At 69.7% G+C, this 19395-nt stretch carries 15 protein-coding genes, 1 pseudogene and 1 riboswitch; of the genes and pseudogenes, 14 read left to right on the top strand and 2 right to left on the bottom strand.

Features of this window, described 5'->3' with window-relative positions; translation table 11 throughout:
• Positions 1–4 precede the first annotated feature (4 nt).
• The 6 genes and pseudogenes from cobW (at position 5) to cobJ (ending at position 7482) form a co-directional block, all read left to right on the top strand.
• Entirely contained in the window at positions 5–1063 is a 1059-nt protein-coding gene (gene cobW, locus E4191_RS00930; protein WP_135311735.1) for a cobalamin biosynthesis protein CobW, read from the top strand.
• Positions 1063–4259 (top strand): annotated as a pseudogene (gene cobN, locus E4191_RS00925) (cobaltochelatase subunit CobN). The gene cobW and the pseudogene cobN overlap by 1 nt, the downstream one beginning before the upstream one ends.
• Before the next feature lie 28 nt (positions 4260–4287).
• The gene (locus E4191_RS00920; protein ID WP_228461425.1) at positions 4288–5373 is read left to right on the top strand and encodes a precorrin-3B synthase; all 1086 of its coding nucleotides are present in this window, start codon (positions 4288–4290) and stop codon (positions 5371–5373) included.
• Positions 5373–6002, top strand: a complete 630-nt coding sequence (locus E4191_RS00915; RefSeq protein WP_135311734.1) for a precorrin-8X methylmutase — start codon at positions 5373–5375, stop codon at positions 6000–6002. Before E4191_RS00920 ends, E4191_RS00915 begins: the two co-directional genes overlap by 1 nt.
• A gap of 5 nt (positions 6003–6007) precedes the next feature.
• Positions 6008–6751, top strand: a complete 744-nt coding sequence (locus E4191_RS00910) for a precorrin-2 C(20)-methyltransferase (RefSeq protein WP_135311733.1) — start codon at positions 6008–6010, stop codon at positions 6749–6751.
• A complete protein-coding gene (cobJ, locus tag E4191_RS00905; RefSeq protein ID WP_135311732.1) occupies positions 6748–7482 on the top strand; it encodes a precorrin-3B C(17)-methyltransferase in 735 nt (244 codons plus the stop codon). The genes E4191_RS00910 and cobJ overlap by 4 nt, the downstream gene beginning before the upstream one ends.
• On the opposite strand, the gene E4191_RS00900 is transcribed toward cobJ, so the two are convergent.
• Positions 7452–8198, bottom strand: coding sequence for a cobalt-precorrin-6A reductase (locus E4191_RS00900; RefSeq protein ID WP_135314257.1), 747 nt, complete (start codon positions 8196–8198; stop codon positions 7452–7454). The two genes, cobJ and E4191_RS00900, sit on opposite strands and share 31 nt — an antisense overlap.
• Before the next feature lies 1 nt (position 8199).
• On the opposite strand from E4191_RS00900, the gene cbiE reads away from it, so the two are divergent.
• The 8 genes from cbiE (at position 8200) to E4191_RS00860 (ending at position 15885) form a co-directional block, all read left to right on the top strand.
• Positions 8200–9387, top strand: a complete 1188-nt coding sequence (gene cbiE / locus E4191_RS00895) for a precorrin-6y C5,15-methyltransferase (decarboxylating) subunit CbiE (protein WP_135311731.1) — start codon at positions 8200–8202, stop codon at positions 9385–9387.
• Positions 9384–9734: a cobalamin biosynthesis protein gene (locus E4191_RS00890; RefSeq protein WP_135311730.1), complete on the top strand. Its 351-nt coding sequence runs from the start codon at positions 9384–9386 to the stop codon at positions 9732–9734. Before cbiE ends, E4191_RS00890 begins: the two co-directional genes overlap by 4 nt.
• On the top strand, positions 9731–10504 hold the full coding sequence (gene cobM / locus E4191_RS00885; protein ID WP_135311729.1) for a precorrin-4 C(11)-methyltransferase: 774 nt from the start codon (positions 9731–9733) through the stop codon (positions 10502–10504). Before E4191_RS00890 ends, cobM begins: the two co-directional genes overlap by 4 nt.
• Positions 10501–11865 (top strand): cobyrinate a,c-diamide synthase, encoded by a 1365-nt coding sequence (locus E4191_RS00880; protein WP_228461424.1) that lies wholly within the window; start codon positions 10501–10503, stop codon positions 11863–11865. Before cobM ends, E4191_RS00880 begins: the two co-directional genes overlap by 4 nt.
• A 38-nt stretch (positions 11866–11903) precedes the next feature.
• A riboswitch (cobalamin riboswitch) is annotated at positions 11904–12124 on the top strand.
• Positions 12125–12160: 36 nt separating this feature from the next.
• Positions 12161–12826, top strand: coding sequence for an energy-coupling factor ABC transporter permease (locus tag E4191_RS00875; RefSeq protein ID WP_135311728.1), 666 nt, complete (start codon positions 12161–12163; stop codon positions 12824–12826).
• A complete protein-coding gene (cobF, locus tag E4191_RS00870; protein WP_135311727.1) occupies positions 12823–13560 on the top strand; it encodes a precorrin-6A synthase (deacetylating) in 738 nt (245 codons plus the stop codon). The genes E4191_RS00875 and cobF overlap by 4 nt, the downstream gene beginning before the upstream one ends.
• Before the next feature lie 131 nt (positions 13561–13691).
• Positions 13692–14225 carry a BrnA antitoxin family protein gene (locus E4191_RS00865; protein WP_135311726.1) on the top strand — a complete coding sequence of 178 codons (534 nt, stop codon included), beginning with the start codon at positions 13692–13694 and terminating at the stop codon, positions 14223–14225.
• A 76-nt stretch (positions 14226–14301) separates the two neighbouring features.
• Entirely contained in the window at positions 14302–15885 is a 1584-nt protein-coding gene (locus tag E4191_RS00860) for a DUF4365 domain-containing protein (protein WP_176562608.1), read from the top strand.
• Here E4191_RS00860 and carB read toward each other — a convergent pair whose 3' ends face one another.
• On the bottom strand, positions 15886–19224 hold the full coding sequence (carB, locus tag E4191_RS00855) for a carbamoyl-phosphate synthase large subunit (protein WP_135311724.1): 3339 nt from the start codon (positions 19222–19224) through the stop codon (positions 15886–15888). It lies immediately after the preceding gene.
• Positions 19225–19395: the final 171 nt, after the last annotated feature.

The raw sequence follows: 19395 nt of genomic DNA, 5'->3' as shown, positions 1-19395 counted from the left end.
CCCGATGACCGATCTTCCCAAAGGCGACCTGACCAAGACCCCGGTGACCGTGATCACGGGCTTTCTGGGCTCGGGCAAGACCACGCTGATCCGCCACCTGATGCAGAACCCCCAGGGGCTGCGGCTGGCCGTGCTGGTCAACGAATTCGGCACGATGGGGGTCGATGGCGACATCCTGAAGGGCTGCGCCGACGACAACTGCCCGGCCGAGAACATCATGGAGCTGTCGAACGGCTGCATCTGCTGCACGGTGGCCGACGACTTCATCCCCACGCTGGAACGCCTGATGGCGCTGCCGCAAAAGCCCGACCACATCCTGATCGAGACCTCGGGTCTGGCGCTGCCGAAACCCCTGCTGAAGGCCTTCGACTGGCCCGCGATCCGCTCGCGCATCACCGTCGACGGCGTGATCGCGCTGGCCGATGCCGAGGCGGTGGCCGCGGGCCGCTTTGCCCCCGACGTGGCGGCAGTCGATGCGCAGCGCGCCGCCGATGACAGCCTGGACCACGAGACGCCCCTGTCCGAGGTCTTCGAGGATCAGATCAGCTGTGCCGACGTGATCCTGCTGACCAAGGCCGATCTGGCCGGTGAGGCGGGCATCGCCAAAGCCCGCGCGGTGATCGAGGCCGAACTGCCCCGCAAGCTGCCCATCCTGACGGTGACCGAGGGCCAGATCGACGCCCGCCTGATCCTGGGACTGGGGGCCGCCGCCGAGGACGACATCGCCGCCCGCCCCAGCCATCATGACGGCGCCGACGATCACGAGCACGAGGATTTCGACACCGTCGTGATCGAGCTGCCCGAGATCACCGATCCCGCCGATCTGGCCGCCCGCATCGCCCGTCTGGCCGCCGAGCAGAACATCCTGCGGGTCAAGGGCCATGTGGCCGTGCAGGGCAAGCCCATGCGCCTGCTGGTGCAGGCCGTGGGCGCGCGGGTGCGCCACCAGTACGACCGCCCGTGGGGGGATCAGCCCCGTGTCTCTCGCCTCGTGGTCATCGCGGAACATGACGACGTGAACCCGGAGGCGATCCGCGCCGTCCTCGAGGGCGTACCCGCCTGATGCATGTGGTCTTCCGCGAAAAGGTCGGTCTGGACCAGACCGACACCCCCTATGATCCCGGGCAGACGCCCGGCGATCTGGTCGTGCTGTCCTTCTCGGACAGCGACCTGGGGGCCTTCGCGGCAGGCTGGAAACGCGCGGAGGGAGGGCTGCCCTCCACGCGGCTGTGCAATCTGGTGGCTTTGCGCCATCCGGTCTCGGTCGATACCTATGTCGAACAGACTCTGTCGGGCGCTAAGGGCGTCCTGATCCGACTTATCGGGGGCGAGGCCTATTGGCCCTATGGTCTGGCCTCGGTCGCCGATCTGGCGCGCAGGCGGGGTATCGCGCTGGCCGTCCTGCCCGCCGACGGGCGCGACGATGCGCGGCTGGAGGCGGTCTCCACCGTGCCGCCCTCCGTGCTGCGCGTGCTGCGGCGCCATTGCGATCAGGGCGGCGCGGTGGCAGCACAAGCGGCGCTGGCGCAGATGGCCATCGCCTCGGGTCTTCAGGCGGCGCCGGTGCCCGGCATCAAGACGCTGCCGCAGATGGGGTTCTATGATCCCGACCTTGGGGTGATCGAGACGCCGGGCGAGGCGCGCGCCTTGGTCACCTTCTATCGCAGCTGGCTGGCGGCGGCCGATGTGGCCCCCATCGATGCGCTGATCCGGGCGCTGCGGGACCGGGGCTTCGCGGCCGTGGGGGCCTTCGCGCCCTCGCTGAAGGCGCCGGGGCTGGCGGACTGGCTGCGGGGCGCCCTGCCCGCCCCGCCCGCGCTGGTGGTGAATGCCACGGGCTTCTCGGCGGGGTCCGAGGCGCCCTTCGCCCCCTTCCCCGGCCCGGTCTTCCAAGTCGCGCTCTCCACCAACCGCCGTCGCGAATGGGCGGTGGCGGAACGCGGGCTGTCGCCCTCGGACCTGGCGATGAACGTCGTGCTGCCCGAGGTGGACGGGCGCATCTTCGCGGGGCTGATCAGCTTCAAGTCGCCCGGGCGGCGCGATCCCGACCTGCAATATTCCCGCTTTGCCCATCGCGTGGATGCGGCACTTCTAGGCGCGGCGGTGGACCGCATCGCAGCCTGGGCGCGGCTGGCCCGGACCCCCGTGCCGGATCGCCGGGTGGCGCTGGTCCTGTCCACCTATCCCGGGCGCGACTGGCAGATCGCCCATGCGGTGGGCCTGGACGCCCCCGCCTCGGCCCATGCGGTGGCCGGGATGCTGGCGGATGCCGGCCATGACGTGCCCCCCGGCCCCTCGATGCCCGAGGGCACGGTCGCCTGGCCGCTGACGGACTATCGTGCCGCCCTGGCCCGCCTGCCGCAGGCCCTGCAGGACGACCTGCATGCAGCCTGGGGCCCGCCCGAGACCGATCCCGACTGCCGCGACGGCGCCCTCCACCTGCGCGTCACCCAACGTGGCAAGCTGTGGCTGGCCCTGCAGCCGGAACGCAGCCACCGCGCGGGGCGCGAGGACAGCTATCACGACCTGACCCGCACCCCGCGCCATGCCTATGTCGCGTTCTATCTGTGGCTGGCGCAGCAGGACCCCCATGCGCTGATCCACATGGGCGCGCATGGCACGCTGGAATGGCTGCCGGGCAAGGCCGTCGCGCTGTCGGGCGACTGCTGGCCTTCTGCCCTGACCGGCGCGCTGCCGGTCATCTATCCCTTCATCGTCAACGATCCGGGCGAGGCCGCGCAGGCCAAGCGCCGCATCGGCGCCGTGACGCTTGGCCATATGCCCCCCCCATGCGGGCTAGCGCCCTGCCTCCCGGCATGGCGGGGCTGGAGCGGTCCCTGGACGAATACTCCACCGCCGACGGCATGGACCCGGCGCGGCGCGACCGCCTGATCGCCACCATCCGCGACGAGGCGCGGGCCTTGGGCGTCGAGGCCGATCTGGGCATCCCCCCCGACGCCAGCGCCGCCGAGGCGATCACCCGCATCGACCGCTTCGTCTGCGACATCAAGGAAAGCCAGTATGGCGAGGGGCTGCATGTCTGGGGCCAAGGGGCCTGCGGGGCGCAGGAACGTGCGGGGCTGATGGCCGCGCTGGACGGGCGCTTCGTGGCGCCGGGGCCCTCGGGCTCGCCCAACCGGGGGCGTGCGGATGTGATGCCCACCGGGCGCAACCTCTACAGCGTCGATCCGCGCGCGGTGCCCACGCCCTCGGCCCACGCGCAAGGCGTCAAGCTGGCCGAGGAGCTGCTGCGCCGCCACCTGCAGGACCACGGCGACTGGCCGCAGGGTCTGGTCGTCGATCTGTGGGGCAGCGCCACCATGCGCACGGCGGGCGAGGAATTCGCCATGGCCCTGCACCTGGCGGGGCTGAAGCCGGTGTGGGACGAGGGCTCGGGCCGCGTCTCGGGCGTCGAGGTGGTGCCGCTGGCGCTCTTGGACCGCCCGCGCATCGACGTGACGCTGCGGGTCTCAGGCCTCTTTCGCGACGTGTTTCCGGTGCTGGCGCAGCTGTTCCAGACCGGGGCCGCGACGCTGGCCGATCGCGACGAGGCGTCCGACATGAATCCCTATGCGGCGGGGGCGCGGGTCTTCGGCCCCCAGCCCGGCCAATATGGCCTGGGCATGGGCACCGCGCCCGACCAGTTCACCGAGGCTGCGCGGGCAGCGGCAGGCGAGGCGTGGATCGCGGCCTCCAGCTGGGCCATTGGCGCCGACGGTACCGCCCGCGAGGCGCGCGCCGAGCTGGAGACGCGCCTGACCCGCGCCGACAGCTTCGTCCACGCGCAGGACCTGCCGGAAAGCGACCTGCTGCTGGCCGCCGATTATGCCGCGCATGAGGCGGGCTTTGCCGCCGCGATGGCGCGGATCGGGGCGCAGGCGCCCGCCCTCTATCATCTGGACGCCACCCAGCCCGACCGCCCCCGCGCCCGCACCCTGACCGAGGAGATCGCCCGCACCGTCCGCGCCCGCGCCGCAGACCCCGCATGGGCCGATGCGATGACCGCCCATGGCTACCGGGGGGCGGCGGAGATCGCCGCCACGCTGGACCATCTGGCAGCCTTCGCGCATCTGGCAGGGGCAGTGCCCGCGCATCTCTTCGACCTCTATCACGACGCCACGCTCGGCCGCCCCGAGATCGCGGCCTTCCTGGCCGAGGCCAACCCGCAGGCGCTGGCCGCGATGCGCGACCTGTTCCGCCGTCTCGCCGAGGCCGGGCTGTGGGTGACGCGCCGCAATTCCATCGCGGCCGCGCTATGAGCGCGGTCGGGGGACAGGTCAGGGGCTGGTGCCCCGGCGCGCTGCAGCCGATGGAGTCCGGCGATGGCTGGGTGGTGCGCATCCGCCCCCCGGCGGGCGTCTGGACGCGGCGCAGGCGGGCGCCATTGCCGACGCGGCCCTGGCCCATGGCAACGGCACCATCGAGCTGACCTGCCGCGCCAATCTGCAGCTGCGCGGCGTGACCCCCGCCACCCATGCGCCGCTGATCGCGGCCCTGCGCGCGCAGGAGCTGATCGACGCGGATGCGGCGACCGAGGCGCGGCGCAACATCATGGTCACGCCCTTTGCCGACGCCGAAACCGACGCGGTAGCACAGGCCTTGGCCGAGGCACTGGCGGGCAGCGACCTGACCTTGCCCGCGAAATTCGGCTTCGCCGTCGATCCCGGCCCGGCCCCGGTCCTGACCCGCGACCCCGCCGATCTCCGCATCGAGCGGGGCGCCCACGGCCTGATCCTGCGCGCCGAGGGGATGGACCACGGCGCCCCCTACCACGGGCCCCAGCAGGCGCTGGACCTCGCCCGCTGGTTCCTGGAACAGAGCGGCGCGCCCCAGGGCCGGGGCCGCATGGCGGCGCTGATCGCGCGCGGCGCGCGGCCCCCCGGTGCCACCCTGCCCGCGCCTGCGCCCATGGCGCAGGCCGCCCCCGGCCCCACCCCGCAGGGGATGCTGGCCGCGCTGGAATTCGGGCAGATCCCCCCCGACACGCTGCGCCATCTGGCCCGCCTTGGCCCGCTGCGCCTGACGCCGTGGCGCATGGTGCTGGTGACGGGCACCCGCAGCCTGCCCGCTTTGCCGGGGCTGATCCTGAACCCCCGCGACCCCGCCCTGCGGCTGCGCGCCTGCCCCGGCGGGCCCGCCTGCCCGCAGGGCCATGCCGCGACCCGGCCCCTGGCCCGCAGCCTGGCCGCGCTGCTGCCCGAGGGTGCGGTGCTGCATGTGTCGGGCTGCGCCAAGGGCTGCGGCTGGCCGCGCGCCGCCGACGTCACCCTGACCGCGACGCCTGCCGGGTTCGACCTGATCCGCCATGGCTGCGCCTCCGATCCCGCAGCCCTGCGCGGGCTGCACCCCACCCAATTGCCGAAAGTTCTGTGATGCCCCATACCTACGAAAAGGACGGCGCCGCGATCTATCGCCAGTCCTTCGCCATGATCCGGGCCGAAGCCGACCTGGCGCGCTTCGACGCCGACGAGGAGCCCGTCGTCGTGCGCATGATCCATGCGGCGGGGCTGGTGGGGCTGGAACGCGACGTGGCCTTCACGCCCGGCATGGCCACCGCCGCCCGCGCGGCGCTGGCCGCCGGTGCGCCGATCCTCTGCGATGCGCGCATGGTCAGCGAGGGGATCACCAAGCCCCGCCTGCCCGTCGGCAACCCGGTGATCTGCACCCTGAACGACCCCCGCGTGGCCGAGATGGCGCGCGACATGGGCAACACCCGCAGCGCCACCGCGCTGGAGCTGTGGCGCCCGCATCTGGCCGGCGCCGTGGTGGCCATCGGCAATGCGCCGACCGCGCTGTTTCATCTGCTGAACATGCTGGAGGATCCCGACTGCCCCCGCCCCGCCGCGATCATCGGCTGCCCTGTGGGCTTCGTGGGGGCTGCCGAATCCAAGGATGCGCTGATGGCGGCGCCCCCCTGCCCGTCGGTCATCGTGCGCGGGCGCCTTGGCGGATCGGCGATCACCGTGGCCGCGATCAACGCGCTTGCCAGCCGGAAGGAATGAGGGCGATGGGCCAGATCATCTGCGCGGGCCTGGGGCCGGGCGATCCCGACCTGATCTCGGTCCGGGCCGACCGGGCGATCCGGGGGGCGCGGCACGTCGCCTATTTCCGCAAGCCCGGGCGGCAGGGACAGGCGCGGCGCATCGTCGAGGGGATGCTGGCCCCCGACGCCGTCGAATACCCGATGGAATACCCCGTCACGACCGAGATCCCCTTCGACAGCCCGGCCTATAACGACCTGCTCTCGGCCTTCTACGATGACTGGGCGGACCGGCTGGCAACGCTGGCCCAGGACGGCGACGTGGTGGTGCTGTGCGAAGGGGACCCGTTCCTCTATGGCTCGTTCATGCATCTGCATGTGCGGCTGCAGGGCCGGGCCGAGGTGCAGGTGATCCCCGGCATTCCCGGCATGGTCGGCTGCTGGAACGCCAGCGGCACGCCGATGACCTGGGGCGACGACGTGCTGACCGTGCTGATGGGCACCCTGCCCGAGGCCGATCTGGCGCGCCACATGGCGGGCAGCGACGCGCTGGTCATCATGAAGACCGGGCGCCATCTGCCCCGCGTGCGCAGGGCTCTGGCGGCGGCGGGGCGGCTGGAGGATGCGCTTCTGGTCGAACGCGGCACCATGCCCGGCCAGCGCATCGCCCGTCTGGCCGATGTCACCGCCGAGGATTGCCCCTATTTTGCCATCGTGCTGGTCCATGGCCGGGGCCGCCGCCCCGTGGCCCTGCCCAAGGTCGCGGAATGACCGGCTGGATCACCGTCGCGGGCCTTGGTCCGGGGTCCGAGGCCATGGTCACGCCCGAGGTCGGCGCTGCACTGGACCAGGCGACCGACATCGTGGGCTACATCCCCTATGTCGCGCGGATCGCCGCGCGCGACGGGCTGGTGATGCACCCGTCCGACAACCGGGTCGAGCTGGACCGGGCGCGGCTGGCGCTGGATCTGGCGGCCAGCGGTCGGCGGGTGGTCATCGTCTCCTCGGGCGATCCGGGGGTCTTCGCCATGGCCTCGGCCCTCTTCGAGGCGGTGGAGGCGGCAGGCGCGGATCCCGACATCCGCATCCTGCCCGGCATCACCGCGATGCTGGCGGCGGCGGCGCGGGCGGGCGCGCCCCTGGGCCATGATTTCTGTGCCATCAACCTGTCGGACAACCTCAAGCCCTTTTCGCTGATCGAGCATCGCCTGCGCCATGCCGCCCGGGGCGATTTCGCGATGGCCTTCTACAACCCCCGCTCGGCCAGCCGGCCTCAGGGCTTTGCGCGGGTGCTGGAGGTCCTGCGCGAGGAATGCGGCCCCGAGCGGCTGATCATCTTCGCCCGCGCGGTCAGCACCCCCGACGAGGCCCTGCGCACCGTCACGCTGGCCGAGGCGCGCCCCGAGATGGCCGACATGCGGACGGTCGTGATCGTGGGCAACGCCGCGACGCGGCGGGTGGGCCGGTGGATCTATGCGCCCCGCAGCGCCGGGGCGGCGTGATGCAGCCAGTCCAGCGCCTGTTCGGGAGTGGCGACGGTGGCGCGATCGGGCAGCACGGGGCGGTCGATCATCACGACATGGATTCGCAGGTCCCGTGCGGCGGCCAGCTTGGCCCGCGCCCCCGCGCCCCCGCTGTTCTTGGCGACCAGATGGGTGATGCGATGCGCCTGCATCAGGCGGCGATCCCCCTCCACGGTGAAGGGACCGCGCGCGATCACCACCTGGGCACGCGGCAGGGGCAAGGCCTCGGGCGGATCGACCAGCCGCAGCAGCCAGCCATGCGGCAGGGGGGCAAAGGGCGCCAAGGTCTGCTTGCCGATGGCCAGAAAGACGCGCGCCGGACTCGTGGGAAGGGCCGCGACCGCGCCCGGGATATCGGGCACGCGGGTCCACAGGTCATGCGGCCCCGCCTGCCATTCCGGGCGCTGAAGGGCCAGCAGCGGCACGCCCTGCGCGGCGCAGGCCGCCTGCGCATTGCGGCTGATCTGCACGGCGAAGGGATGGGTGGCGTCGATCAAATGGGTGATCCGCTGGTCGTCCAGATAGGCCGCCAGACCCGCAGGCCCGCCAAACCCGCCGATCCGCAGCGGCAAGGGCTGCGCCACTGGCGCCACCGTGCGCCCGGCATAGGAGAAGACCGCATCAACCCCTGCCCCCGCCAGCAGCTGCGCCAGACGGCTGGCCTCGGTCGTGCCTCCCAGCAGCAGGACGCGCATCATGTCTGACCCCTGGCTGTCGATCATCGGCATGGGCGAGGATGGACCGGCAGGCTTGCCGGATGCAAGCCGCCGCGCGCTGGCCGAGGCCAAGGTCGTCTTCGGCGCACCCCGGCACCTGGCGCTGGCCGATGTGGGCGCGCGGGGGCGGCCCTGGCCGGTGCCCTTCGACCTGGCGCCGCTGCTGGCGCTGCGGGGGCAGCGGGTGGCGGCGCTGGTCTCGGGCGATCCGTTCTGGTGCGGGGCGGGCGGGTCGATCGCCGCCGTGCTGGTGGCCGACGAATGGCGGGCCTATCCGGCGCCGGGGGTGATCTCGCTGGCAGCCGCGCGCCTTGGCTGGCGACTGGAAGATTGCGTGACGCTTGGCCTGCACGCGGCCCCCTTTGCCCGGCTGCGCCCGCATCTGGCGCGCGGCTGCCGGATCATCGCGACGCTGCGCGATGGCGATGCGCCCGGCGCGCTGGCTGCTTGGCTGGTCGCGCAGGGCGCCGGGGCCGCGCGGCTGACCGTGCTGGAGCGGTTGGGCGGTCCCCTGGAACGGGTGCGGCAGGCGCGGGCCGAGGGCTTTGCAATGACCTGCGCGGCGCCGGTCGCGGTGGCCATCGACGGGGCGGACCTGCTGCGCGGCGTCGGGCTGGCCTCGGTGCCGGGCCGCCCCGAGGCCCTGTTCGCCCATGACGGCCAGATCACCAAGTCGCCCGTCCGCGCGATCACGCTGGCGGCGCTGGAACCGCGTCCGGGCGCGCTGCTGTGGGACATCGGCGGCGGGTCGGGCTCGGTCTCGGTCGAGTGGGTGCTGGCCGGGGGGCGCGCCGTCACCGTCGAGCCCCGCGCCGACCGCATCGCCCAGATCGCCGCGAATATCGACGGCTTCGGGCTAGGTGCCCGGATGACGGCGGTCCATGGCACCGCGCCCGAGGCGCTGGAGGGCTTGCCCGACGCGGATGCGGTCTTCGTCGGCGGCGGCGCCTCGGGTCCGCTGCTGGACCTGCTGTGGGACCGCCTGCGCCCCGGCGCGCGGCTGGTCGCCAATGCCGTCACGCTGGAGACGGAATCGCTGCTGGCCCATCTGCACGCCCGCCACGGCGGCCGCCTCCTGCGGCTGGACATCGCCGAGGCGCAGCCCTTGGGCCGGATGCGCGGCTGGACCGCCGCCCGGCCCATCGTGCAATGGAGCGTCACGCGATGAGGATCGCACCCTTCCGCATCGCCGGCATCGGCTGCCGCCCCGGCACCTCCATGGACCTGCTGGCCACGGCGTTGCAGGCGGCGGGCGGCGCGCAGGCGCTGGCCACGATCCCCGAGCGTGCGCCCGAAATCCGTCCGCTGGCCGCAGCGCTGGACCTGCCCTTGCATCTGGTTGCCGTGGCGGGGATCGACACGCCCACGCAGTCGCCGCGCATCCTGGCGCGCTTCCGCACCGGGTCGGTGGCCGAGGCCGCCGCCCTCGCCGCATCCCGGACCCGAGGGGGGCGGCTGATCCAGCCCCGCCGCGCCTTCGGCCCCGTCACCATCGCCATCGCAGAGGTTCCATGACCGTCCATTTCATCGGCGCAGGCCCCGGCGCGCCCGACCTGATCACCCTGCGCGGGCGCGACCTGATCGCCGCCTGCCCGGTCTGCCTCTATGCGGGCAGCCTGGTGCCCACCGCCCTGCTGGACCATTGCCCGCCCGGCGCGCGGATCGTGAACACCGCCCCCCTCAGCCTGGATGCGATCATCGACGAGATGGCCACGGCCCATGCGGCGGGCCAGGACGTGGCGCGGCTGCATTCTGGCGACCTGTCCGTCTGGTCGGCCATGGGCGAGCAGCTGCGCCGCCTGCGCGCCCGGGGCATTCCCTTCGACGTGACGCCCGGCGTGCCCGCCTTTGCCGCCGCCGCCGCCGCGTTGCAGGCCGAGCTGACCCTGCCCGGCATCGCGCAATCGGTGGTGCTGACCCGCACGCCGGGCCGCGCCTCGACCATGCCCGAACGCGAGACGCTGGAACGGTTCGCCGCCACCGGCGCGACGCTGGCGATCCACCTGTCGATCCATGCGCTGGACCGGGTGGTCGCGGACCTGACCCCGCATTACGGCGCCGACTGCCCGGTGGCCGTGGTCTGGCGGGCCAGCTGGCCCGACCAGCGGATCATCCGCACGACCCTGGCCCGCGCCCAAGGTGACGCGCAGGGCATCGACCGCACCGCGCTGATCCTTGTGGGGCCCGCGCTGGCCGCCCAAGGGTTCGAGGACAGCCGTCTTTACGCCGCCGATTACGACCGTCGCTATCGCCCGGTGGGCGCCGATCCGAGGTTTCCCGAATGACCATGACCGCCCCGAACCCGATGACCCCGACCCCGATGACGCCGGGCCTGATGATCTCGGCCCCCGCTTCCGGGACAGGCAAGACCATGCTGATGCTGGGCCTGCTGACCGCGCTGCGCCGGCAGGGACTGGCGGTGCAGCCCTTCAAGTCGGGACCGGACTATATCGACCCGGGCTTTCACGGGGCGGCCTCGGGGCGGGCCAGCTTCAACCTGGATGCCTGGGCGATGGCGCCGGGGCGGATCGCGGCGCATGTCCTGGGCCAGCCCGCGGCGGATCTGGTGCTGGCCGAGGGCTCGATGGGCCTCTTCGACGGGGTGGCCCTGCCCGGCGAGACGGGCATCGGCTCCAGCGCCGAGATCGCGCAGATGATGGGCTGGCCCGTGGTGCTGATCCTGGACGTGGGCGGGCAGGCGCAATCGGCGGCGGCCACGGCGCGGGGCTTTGCCACGCTGCGCCCCGACCTGCCCTTTGCGGGCGTGGTGCTGAACCGCATCGCCTCGCCCCGCCACGAGGCGCTGATCCGCGAGGGCATGGCCGAGGCGGGGCTGCGCGTGCTGGGCGCCCTGCCCCGGCAGGGCAACATCACCCTGCCCGAGCGCCATCTGGGCCTGGTGCAGGCCGAAGAGACCCAAGGCCTGCAGGCGATCCTGGATCAGGCGGGCGATTTCGTCGCGGCACATTGCGATCTGGAGGCGATCGTGGCGGCGGCGGCCTGCCGCGCCCTGCCCGCATCCGCGCCCCCGCTGCCCCTGACCCCGCCCGGCGGCCGGATCGCGCTGGCCCGCGACGCGGCGTTCAGCTTCGTCTATCCGCATGTGATCGAGGCGTGGCGGCGGGCGGGGGCCACGATCCTGCCCTTCTCGCCGCTGGCCGACGACGGGCCCGACGACAGCGCCGACTGCTGCTGGCTGCCGGGCGGATACCCGGAACTGCACGCCCCCCGGTTGGCGGCGGCCACCGGCTTTCGGGACGCCATGCAGCGCTTTGCCGACGCACGCCCGGTGCATGGCGAATGCGGCGGCTACATGACGCTTGGGGCGGGTCTGGTGGATGCCCAAGGGGTGCGCCACCGGATGCTGGGGCTGCTGGGGCTGGAGACCAGCTATGCCAAGCGCCGCATGCATCTGGGCTATCGCCGGGCCACGCCGCTGGCCGCGGTGCCGGGCCTGGGGGCGCAGCCGATGCGCGGGCACGAGTTCCACTATGCCTCGATCCTGGCGCAGCCCGATGCGGCGCTGGCGCGGGTCACCGATGCCAATGGCGCCGAGGTGCCCGAGACCGGCAGCCACCGCGCCATGCCCGGCGGCGGGCAGGTCACCGGGACCTTCTTTCATCTGATCGCCCCGGCGACGGTCTGAGGGGCGGCAGCGGCTTGACGCAGGCCGCGACATCGCCTTTAGGTGAAGGCCTGACTGGTGCCCGTCAGACGCGATCCGCGTCGGGCTTCATCGGGAATGGGGAAGGGCGGACCCAATCGCGGCGCCCGAAGCCTCAGCCGCCCCCGCGACTGTATGCGGAGAGCGCGCGTCACCACATGCCACTGGGGCCCGCCCCGGGAAGGCCGACGCCGCGCTTTGACCCGCAAGCCAGGAAACCGGCCATCTCAGGCAACCCATCCTGCCGTCGGGTGTGACGGCCATCGGAGACTGGACCATGCATATCGAAGAGGGCGTCGTGACCGGCGCCAAGATCCTGCTCAGCTATGCCACCGCCGCGACGGCCGGTGTCTATACCCTGAAACTGGCCTATGGCGCCCTGCGCGACCGGGGGACGGCCTCGCTGGCCGCCCGGGCGGTGCTGGCGACGGCGGCGACCTTCGTCTTCTTCCAGGTGCTGCCGACATGGTCCGTGGGCGTGTCCGAGGTGCACCTGATCCTGGGCTCGACGCTGTTCCTGCTGTTCGGCGCGGCCCCGGCGGCGCTCGGGCTGGCGCTTGGCCTGCTGGCGCAGGGGCTGCTGGTCGCGCCCTTCGATCTGCCGCAATACGGGATGAACGTGACCACGCTGCTGGTGCCGCTGTTCGCGCTGCGCGCGCTGGCCGGGCGGATCATCGCGCCGGGCACGGCCTATGTCGACCTGCGCTATGGCCAGGCACTGGCGCTGTCGGCGGCCTATCAGGGCGGCATCGTGGCTTGGGTCGCGTTCTGGGCTTTCTACGGGCAGGGCGCCGAGGCCTGGGGCGGCGTCGCGGCCTTCGGCGCGGCCTACATGCTGGTCATCGCGCTGGAGCCGCTGGTCGATCTGGCCGTGCTGGCGGGGGCCAAGGCCGCGCGGGGCCTGCGGGGCAGCGGGCTGGTGACGCAGCGCCTCTACGCATGATCGAGCTGGTGCTGATCGGGATCGGCACGGGCCATCCCGATCACCTCACCCTGGAGGGCGTCCACGCCCTGCAAGAGGCTGATCTTGTCCTGATTCCCATGAAGGGCGAGGACAAGGAGGACCTGGCGGGGCTGCGCCAGCAGATGCTGGCGCGGCACGGGGTGCGGGCCGTCCCGGCGCCTTTCGACCTGCCCCAAAGGGAGGCGGGCGACCCCGACTATCTGGGCGCGGTCGAGCGTTGGCATGACGCGATATCAAGGGCTTGGGCGGATCGGATCGCGCGGCACCTGCCGGGCGGAGGGCGGGTCGCGCTGCTGGTCTGGGGGGACCCGATGCTCTATGACAGCAGCCTGCGGATCGCGGCGCGGCTGCCGGTGCGGGTGCGGGTCATTCCGGGGATCACGGCCATCCAGGCGCTGTGTGCGGCCCATGCCATCCCGTTGAATTCATTGGCCTCTCCGGTCACGATCACCACGGGGCGGCAATTGCGCGACCATGGCTGGCCCGAGGGGGCCCGGCGGGTCGTCGTGATGCTGGACGGGGCCTGCGCGTTCCGCACCCTTCCCGCCTCCAACCTGTTGATCTGGTGGGGGGCTTTCCTGGGAATGCCGCAGCAGATCCTGGACCACGGGCCGCTGGAGGAGGCAGGGCCGCGCATCGTCGCGGCGCGCGCCGAGGCCCGCGCGGCGCATGGCTGGATCATGGACTGCTACCTGCTGGCCCGGCCGGACTGACCCGCACCGGGCGTGCACCGCGGCGGCACCAAGGCGGCACCGCGCGTACACCGACAACGCGCGGCCCCTTAAGCCCCCGTTAACCCCCCTGCCCCATCCTTTCCCCCGCGACACCGGATCAGGGGGCGGGCATGACGGCAGGCAGACGCGCGGGCGGCAGGGCCGAGGAGGCCCGGCGGGCGAACTATCACTACATGGCCGATGCGATGCGGATGCTGGAATGGGACCTGCACAGCACGGTCCTGTCGCGCATGCGCATCCCCGACGAGTGGCACCGGATCGCGCAGGAGAAAGGCTCGGCGCCCAAGACGCGGGTCACGCTGCGGCTGGACTCGGACGTGGTGGCCTTCTTCCGGTCGATGGGGCCGGACTGGCAGGTGCGGGTCAACCGGCTGATGGCGGCGTGGATGCATGCGCGGCTGGCGGGGCTGATCGAGGGGGCCGAGACGATGGACTATCTGGCCAGGCGCGAGGAGGCCGCGCTGGACGGCCCCCGCCCCGAATTCGGCGACCTGCAGCGGGACGAAAATGCGGCCTGGGCCGAGATGGGCGAGACGCCCCCGCCCTTCGATGGGCCGGGGGTACCGATGGAGGGGCCTCGGCGGATGAGCGAGGCGGGGAAGCGGGCGTTGCTGGAGGAGATGAAGGGGCGGAGGGGGTTTTGAGAGAGTGGTATACTTGCCCCCTCCCACATGTCGTCATAGCCTAAGAGGACGCTTTACCAGGAGAATGCGAAGATCAATGAAAGATTCTGATCCCGCAGGCTTAGGCGCCCAAGGCGAAAGCTATTTTTTTTCCCGGCTTTCGGATTATTCGCCGTCCTTCCGCGCAACGGTGAACAGCCCGCAACGCGACATGAATGGCTGGGACTGCATCGTAGAGGTAGAGAAGGCGGACGTGCCTCATTTTCCAACCGATCTACAACCCGGCAAGCTCGATTTTTTTGTACAAGTGAAGTCAGCTGAGAAGAACCAGCGAACAGCTAAGATAACTCTTCGCAATGCCTTGCACGCATCAAAGTCGCCCCTTCCCCACTTTATCGCTTTCATTCACTACAAATCAGGGCGCGCAGAGAGTCCTGCCACCTATATCAAGCATATTGGCGAAAAAGAAATTGCTGCATGGTTGAGGATCGCTAGAGCGACAGATCTGTCGCGTAAAAGCAAAAGAACCATTACCATTCGCTTTGAAGACCATGAGGAGGTCAGAGAAGCTCCTTTGGAACATATTTGCCGCATGATTGCAGGGCACGGCGGCGACCGCTATGCTGAGAGGAAGATAACCTATGCGCGTGAGATAGGCTATGAGTTACATTATAGTGTAGTTCAAATAGAGGCCAATGCCACACCCCAAGAATTCGAAGAGCATCTGGTGGGAATGGTCAGCAGCATTTCGTACCGCAGCCTAAAGATCTACGATAATAGGTTTGGCATTCCATCGCTGCATCCGACCGCGACCGCGACCGAGGATTTCGGAGAAGTTGCAATCAGCGTCCCAGGCAAAGAGTGCACTGTTATCTTTCGCACCGATGGCGGGCAAACGATCAACTTTCCGGGCACCTTATGGAAGGCGCCGCTTGTTCTATCATCATCAGGACTCGTCAGATTAAAATCGGGACCATTAGAGTTAGTTTTAGATAAGGATGGGTTGGCACGAAGGTGCCGGTTGCGAAATGAGCCTGAAAAAGCAAAAATCTTACACGAACATTTACTACAGGCATGGTTGAAGTACTGGGGAAGTGTTGGAGTTGTAGAAGTCCAAGTAGACATAGATGGACACCGTCAATCGTTTGGGAGTATCGGCAACATCGAAGGTAATCGAGAGGAGGCGGCACGGTTCTATAGCGTAGTTAGTCTGATATACCGGTTGGCTGAAAGGGAGGCTCGCCTTGGTTTGACGTTGCCCCATGCCGAACTAGTCACAGAGATAAACAAGAAGTTTACTGCGCTTTTGGCGTTGAGTTCCTACACTAAAATACGCTCACGTGATGGGGTTAATCTCCAGGGCGCTGATATGGCCAGCTACCTTGGACTCAGCTTGAGTGGGTACTATCTAGGAGGCATTTTTACAAAATCAGCTGCCCTGAGTCAGCGCGGTTCAAAACCAAAAGCATACATGTTCCACAACAGCTGTGAGATTGCCGACTCATGCTCGGGCAGCGCATCCGACATGGCGTGCGAAGACGAGCTGAGAAACAGGTATGATTCTTACCTGAAAACTCAAAGACGGGAAATCGTCAGCATCGAGCGGGGAAACATCGCCGCGCTTGGAAAGAAAATCAGGGATAGAGAGGATTTTGAGATAACCCTCTACACGCCCGATTGATTACGCCTGCAGCGACCGCACCCCGACTTCCCCCTCCTCGCGCGACTTGATCGCCGCCACGGCGGCGATGCTGCCGGCCGCCGTGGTGAAGTAGGGGATCTTGTCGTAGAGGGCGACGGCGCGGATGTCGCGGCTGTCGGCGATGGCCTGGACGCCCTCGGTGGTGTTCAGCACCATCGCGATCTCGTCGTTCTTCAGGCGGTCGACGATGTTCGGGCGCCCCTCGTAGACCTTGTTCACGCGGGTCGAGGGCACGCCATGGGCGTCGAGGAAATCGGCCGTCCCCGCCGTCGCCACCAGATCGAAGCCCATCGTCACCAGGTCGCGCGCGGCCTGGGCCAGCGCGTCCGTCTTGTCGAAATCCTTGACGGACAGGAAGACGCGGCCCTCATGCGGCAGGTTGGTGCCCGCGCCCATCTGCGCCTTGAGGAAGGCGCGGGCGAAGTTGCGGTCCCAGCCCATCACCTCGCCGGTCGAGCGCATCTCGGGGCCCAAGAGCGTGTCGACGCCGGGGAAGCGGGCGAAGGGCAGCACCGCCTCCTTGACCGAGAACCAGGGCGTGATCGGGTCGGCCAGCGTCATCGGGTCGGCGAAGGGCAGGTCATCCTCGGGGCCGACGCCCTCGGGATAGGGCGCGCGGGCGGGGAAGTTCGACATCGGCTCTCCGGCCATCAGGCGGGCGGCGATGCTTGCGATGGCGCTGTCGGTGGCCTTGGCGACGAAGGGGACGGTGCGGCTGGCGCGGGGGTTGACCTCGAGTACGTAGATTTCGCCGTCCTTCAGCGCGAATTGGACGTTCATGAGGCCGCGGACCTTGAGCGCGCGGGCCATGGCGGTGGTCTGGACCTTGAGTTCCGCGATGGTGGCGGCGTTCAGCGTGTGGGGGGGCAGCGAGCAGGCGCTGTCGCCCGAATGGACGCCCGCCTCCTCGATATGCTCCATGATGCCGGCGACATGGACGGTCTCGCCGTCGCTGAGCGCGTCGACATCGACCTCGATCGCGCCCGAGAGGTAGCTGTCCAAGAGGACGGGGCTTTTTCCGCTGACGGTCACGGCCTCGGTGATGTAGCGGCGCAGGTGGTCCATGTCGCGCACGATCTCCATCGCGCGGCCGCCCAGCACGTAGGAGGGGCGGATGACCAGCGGGAAGCCGATGCGTTCGGCGATCTGGATGGCCTGCGCGTCGCTGCTGGCGATGCCGTTGACGGGCTGCTTGAGGCCCAGGTCCTGCAGCAGGTGCTGGAACCGCTCGCGGTCCTCGGCCAGGTCGATGGCGTCGGGGGTGGTGCCGAGGATCGGGATGCCCTCGTCCTGCAGCGCATTGGCCAGCTTCAAGGGCGTCTGGCCGCCGAACTGGACGATGACGCCGTGCAGTGTGCCGTTCTGCTGTTCGGTGTGCAGGATCTCGAGCACATGCTCGAAGGTCAGCGGTTCGAAATAGAGCCGGTCCGAGGTGTCGTAGTCGGTGCTGACCGTCTCGGGGTTGCAGTTGATCATGATGGTCTCATACCCCGCCTTGGTCAGGGCGTAGCAGGCATGGCAGCAGCAATAGTCGAACTCGATCCCCTGGCCGATGCGGTTGGGGCCGCCGCCGAGGATGACTACCTTTTTCGCGCCGGTGGGGCGGGATTCGCATTCCACGTCGCCCATCGCGGGGGTCTCGTAGGTCGAGTACATGTAGGGGGTCTGCGCCTCGAACTCGGCGGCGCAGGTGTCGATGCGCTTGAAGACGGGGCGGATGTCCAGGGCGCGGCGGGCGCGGCGGATGTCGGATTCGTCGCGCTTGGTCAGGCTGGCCAGGCGGGCATCGGTGAAGCCCATCATCTTGACGCGGCGCAGGCCGTCGGCGTCGGTGGGCAGGCCGTCCTGGCGGATGACATGCTCGGCATCGATGATCTCGCGGATGCGGGCCAGGAACCACGGGTCGAAGCGGGTGACGCGGTGGATCTCGTCGTCGCCGAGGCCGAAGCGCATCGCCTCGGCGATGACGCGGATGCGGTCGGGGGTGGCCTTGGACAGGGCGGCGATGACGGCGGGCTTGCCCTGTTCTGCAGCGCCCTCGATCGGGATCTCGTCCAGGCCGGAAAGGCCGGTCTCCATCGAGGCCAAGGCCTTCTGCAGCGATTCGTGGAAGCTGCGGCCGATGGCCATGACCTCGCCCACGGATTTCATCGCGGTGGTCAGTTCGGGCTTGGAGCCCGGGAACTTCTCGAAGGCGAAGCGCGGGATCTTGGTGACGACATAGTCGATCGATGGCTCGAAGCTGGCGGGCGTCACCTTCGTGATGTCGTTGTCCAGTTCGTCCAGCGTGTAGCCCACGGCCAGCTTCGCGGCGATCTTGGCGATCGGGAAGCCAGTGGCCTTGGAGGCCAGCGCCGACGAGCGGCTGACGCGGGGGTTCATCTCGATGACGACCATGCGGCCATCCTCGGGGTTCACGGCCCATTGCACGTTCGAGCCGCCGGTCTCGACGCCGATCTCGCGCAAGACCGCGATGCTGGCGGTGCGCATGATCTGGTATTCGCGGTCGGTCAGGGTCAGGGCCGGGGCGACCGTGATGCTGTCGCCGGTATGCACGCCCATCGGATCGACATTCTCGATGGCGCAGACGATGATGGCGTTGTCGTTGCGATCCCGCACGACCTCCATCTCGAATTCCTTCCAGCCCAGCAGGGATTCGTCGATCAGCACCTGCGCCATGGGCGAGGCGTCCAGACCCGAGCGCACGATGCGTTCGTAATCGTCGCGGTTATAGGCCACGCCGCCGCCGGTACCGCCCAACGTGAAGGCGGGGCGGATGATCGCGGGCAGGCCGATTTCCTCCAGCGCGTCCATGGCTTGCGCCACGCCGGTGTTGATGTCGTACTTGCCCGAGGCCAGCTTGGGCGCGGCGATGATCGTGGCCTTGGGGTTTTCCAGGCCGATCCGGTCCATCGCCTCGCGGAACAGCTTGCGGTCCTCGGCCATCTCGATGGCGCTGCGCTGCGCGCCGATCAGTTCGACCCCGTAGCGGTTCAGGGCACCGCTGTCGGCCAGGGCCAGCGCGGTGTTCAGCCCGGTCTGCCCGCCCATCGTGGGCAGCAGCGCGTCGGGGCGTTCCTTGGCGATGATCTTTTCGACGATCTCGGGGGTGATCGGCTCGATATAGGTCGCGTCGGCCATTTCCGGATCGGTCATGATCGTGGCGGGGTTCGAGTTCACCAGGATGACCCGGTAGCCTTCCTCGCGCAGGGCCTTGCAGGCCTGAGCGCCGGAATAGTCGAACTCGCAGGCCTGCCCGATGACGATCGGTCCCGCCCCGATGATCAGGATCGACTTGATATCGGTTCTTTTCGGCATGGTCTGGGCCCCCGGGCTGGACTTGGATCGGTCGCGGCAAATCGTCCGGGGTTATAGCCAGCCACACCTTGGGCGCAAGGTGCGGTCGGCATCGGGTCTTGGGAAAAAGCCGGGGGGGGGCGCGATGCCCTTGGGGGATCGGGTGCCGGGGGGCTTGCCTTGTGGCTCGGT

Origin of the sequence: Paracoccus liaowanqingii, from assembly GCF_004683865.2 — a bacterium.
Taxonomy (GTDB): Bacteria; Pseudomonadota; Alphaproteobacteria; order Rhodobacterales; family Rhodobacteraceae; genus Paracoccus; species Paracoccus liaowanqingii.
Note: the sequence above shows the minus strand (reverse complement) of the source record. Positions and strands in the feature narration are given on the sequence as shown.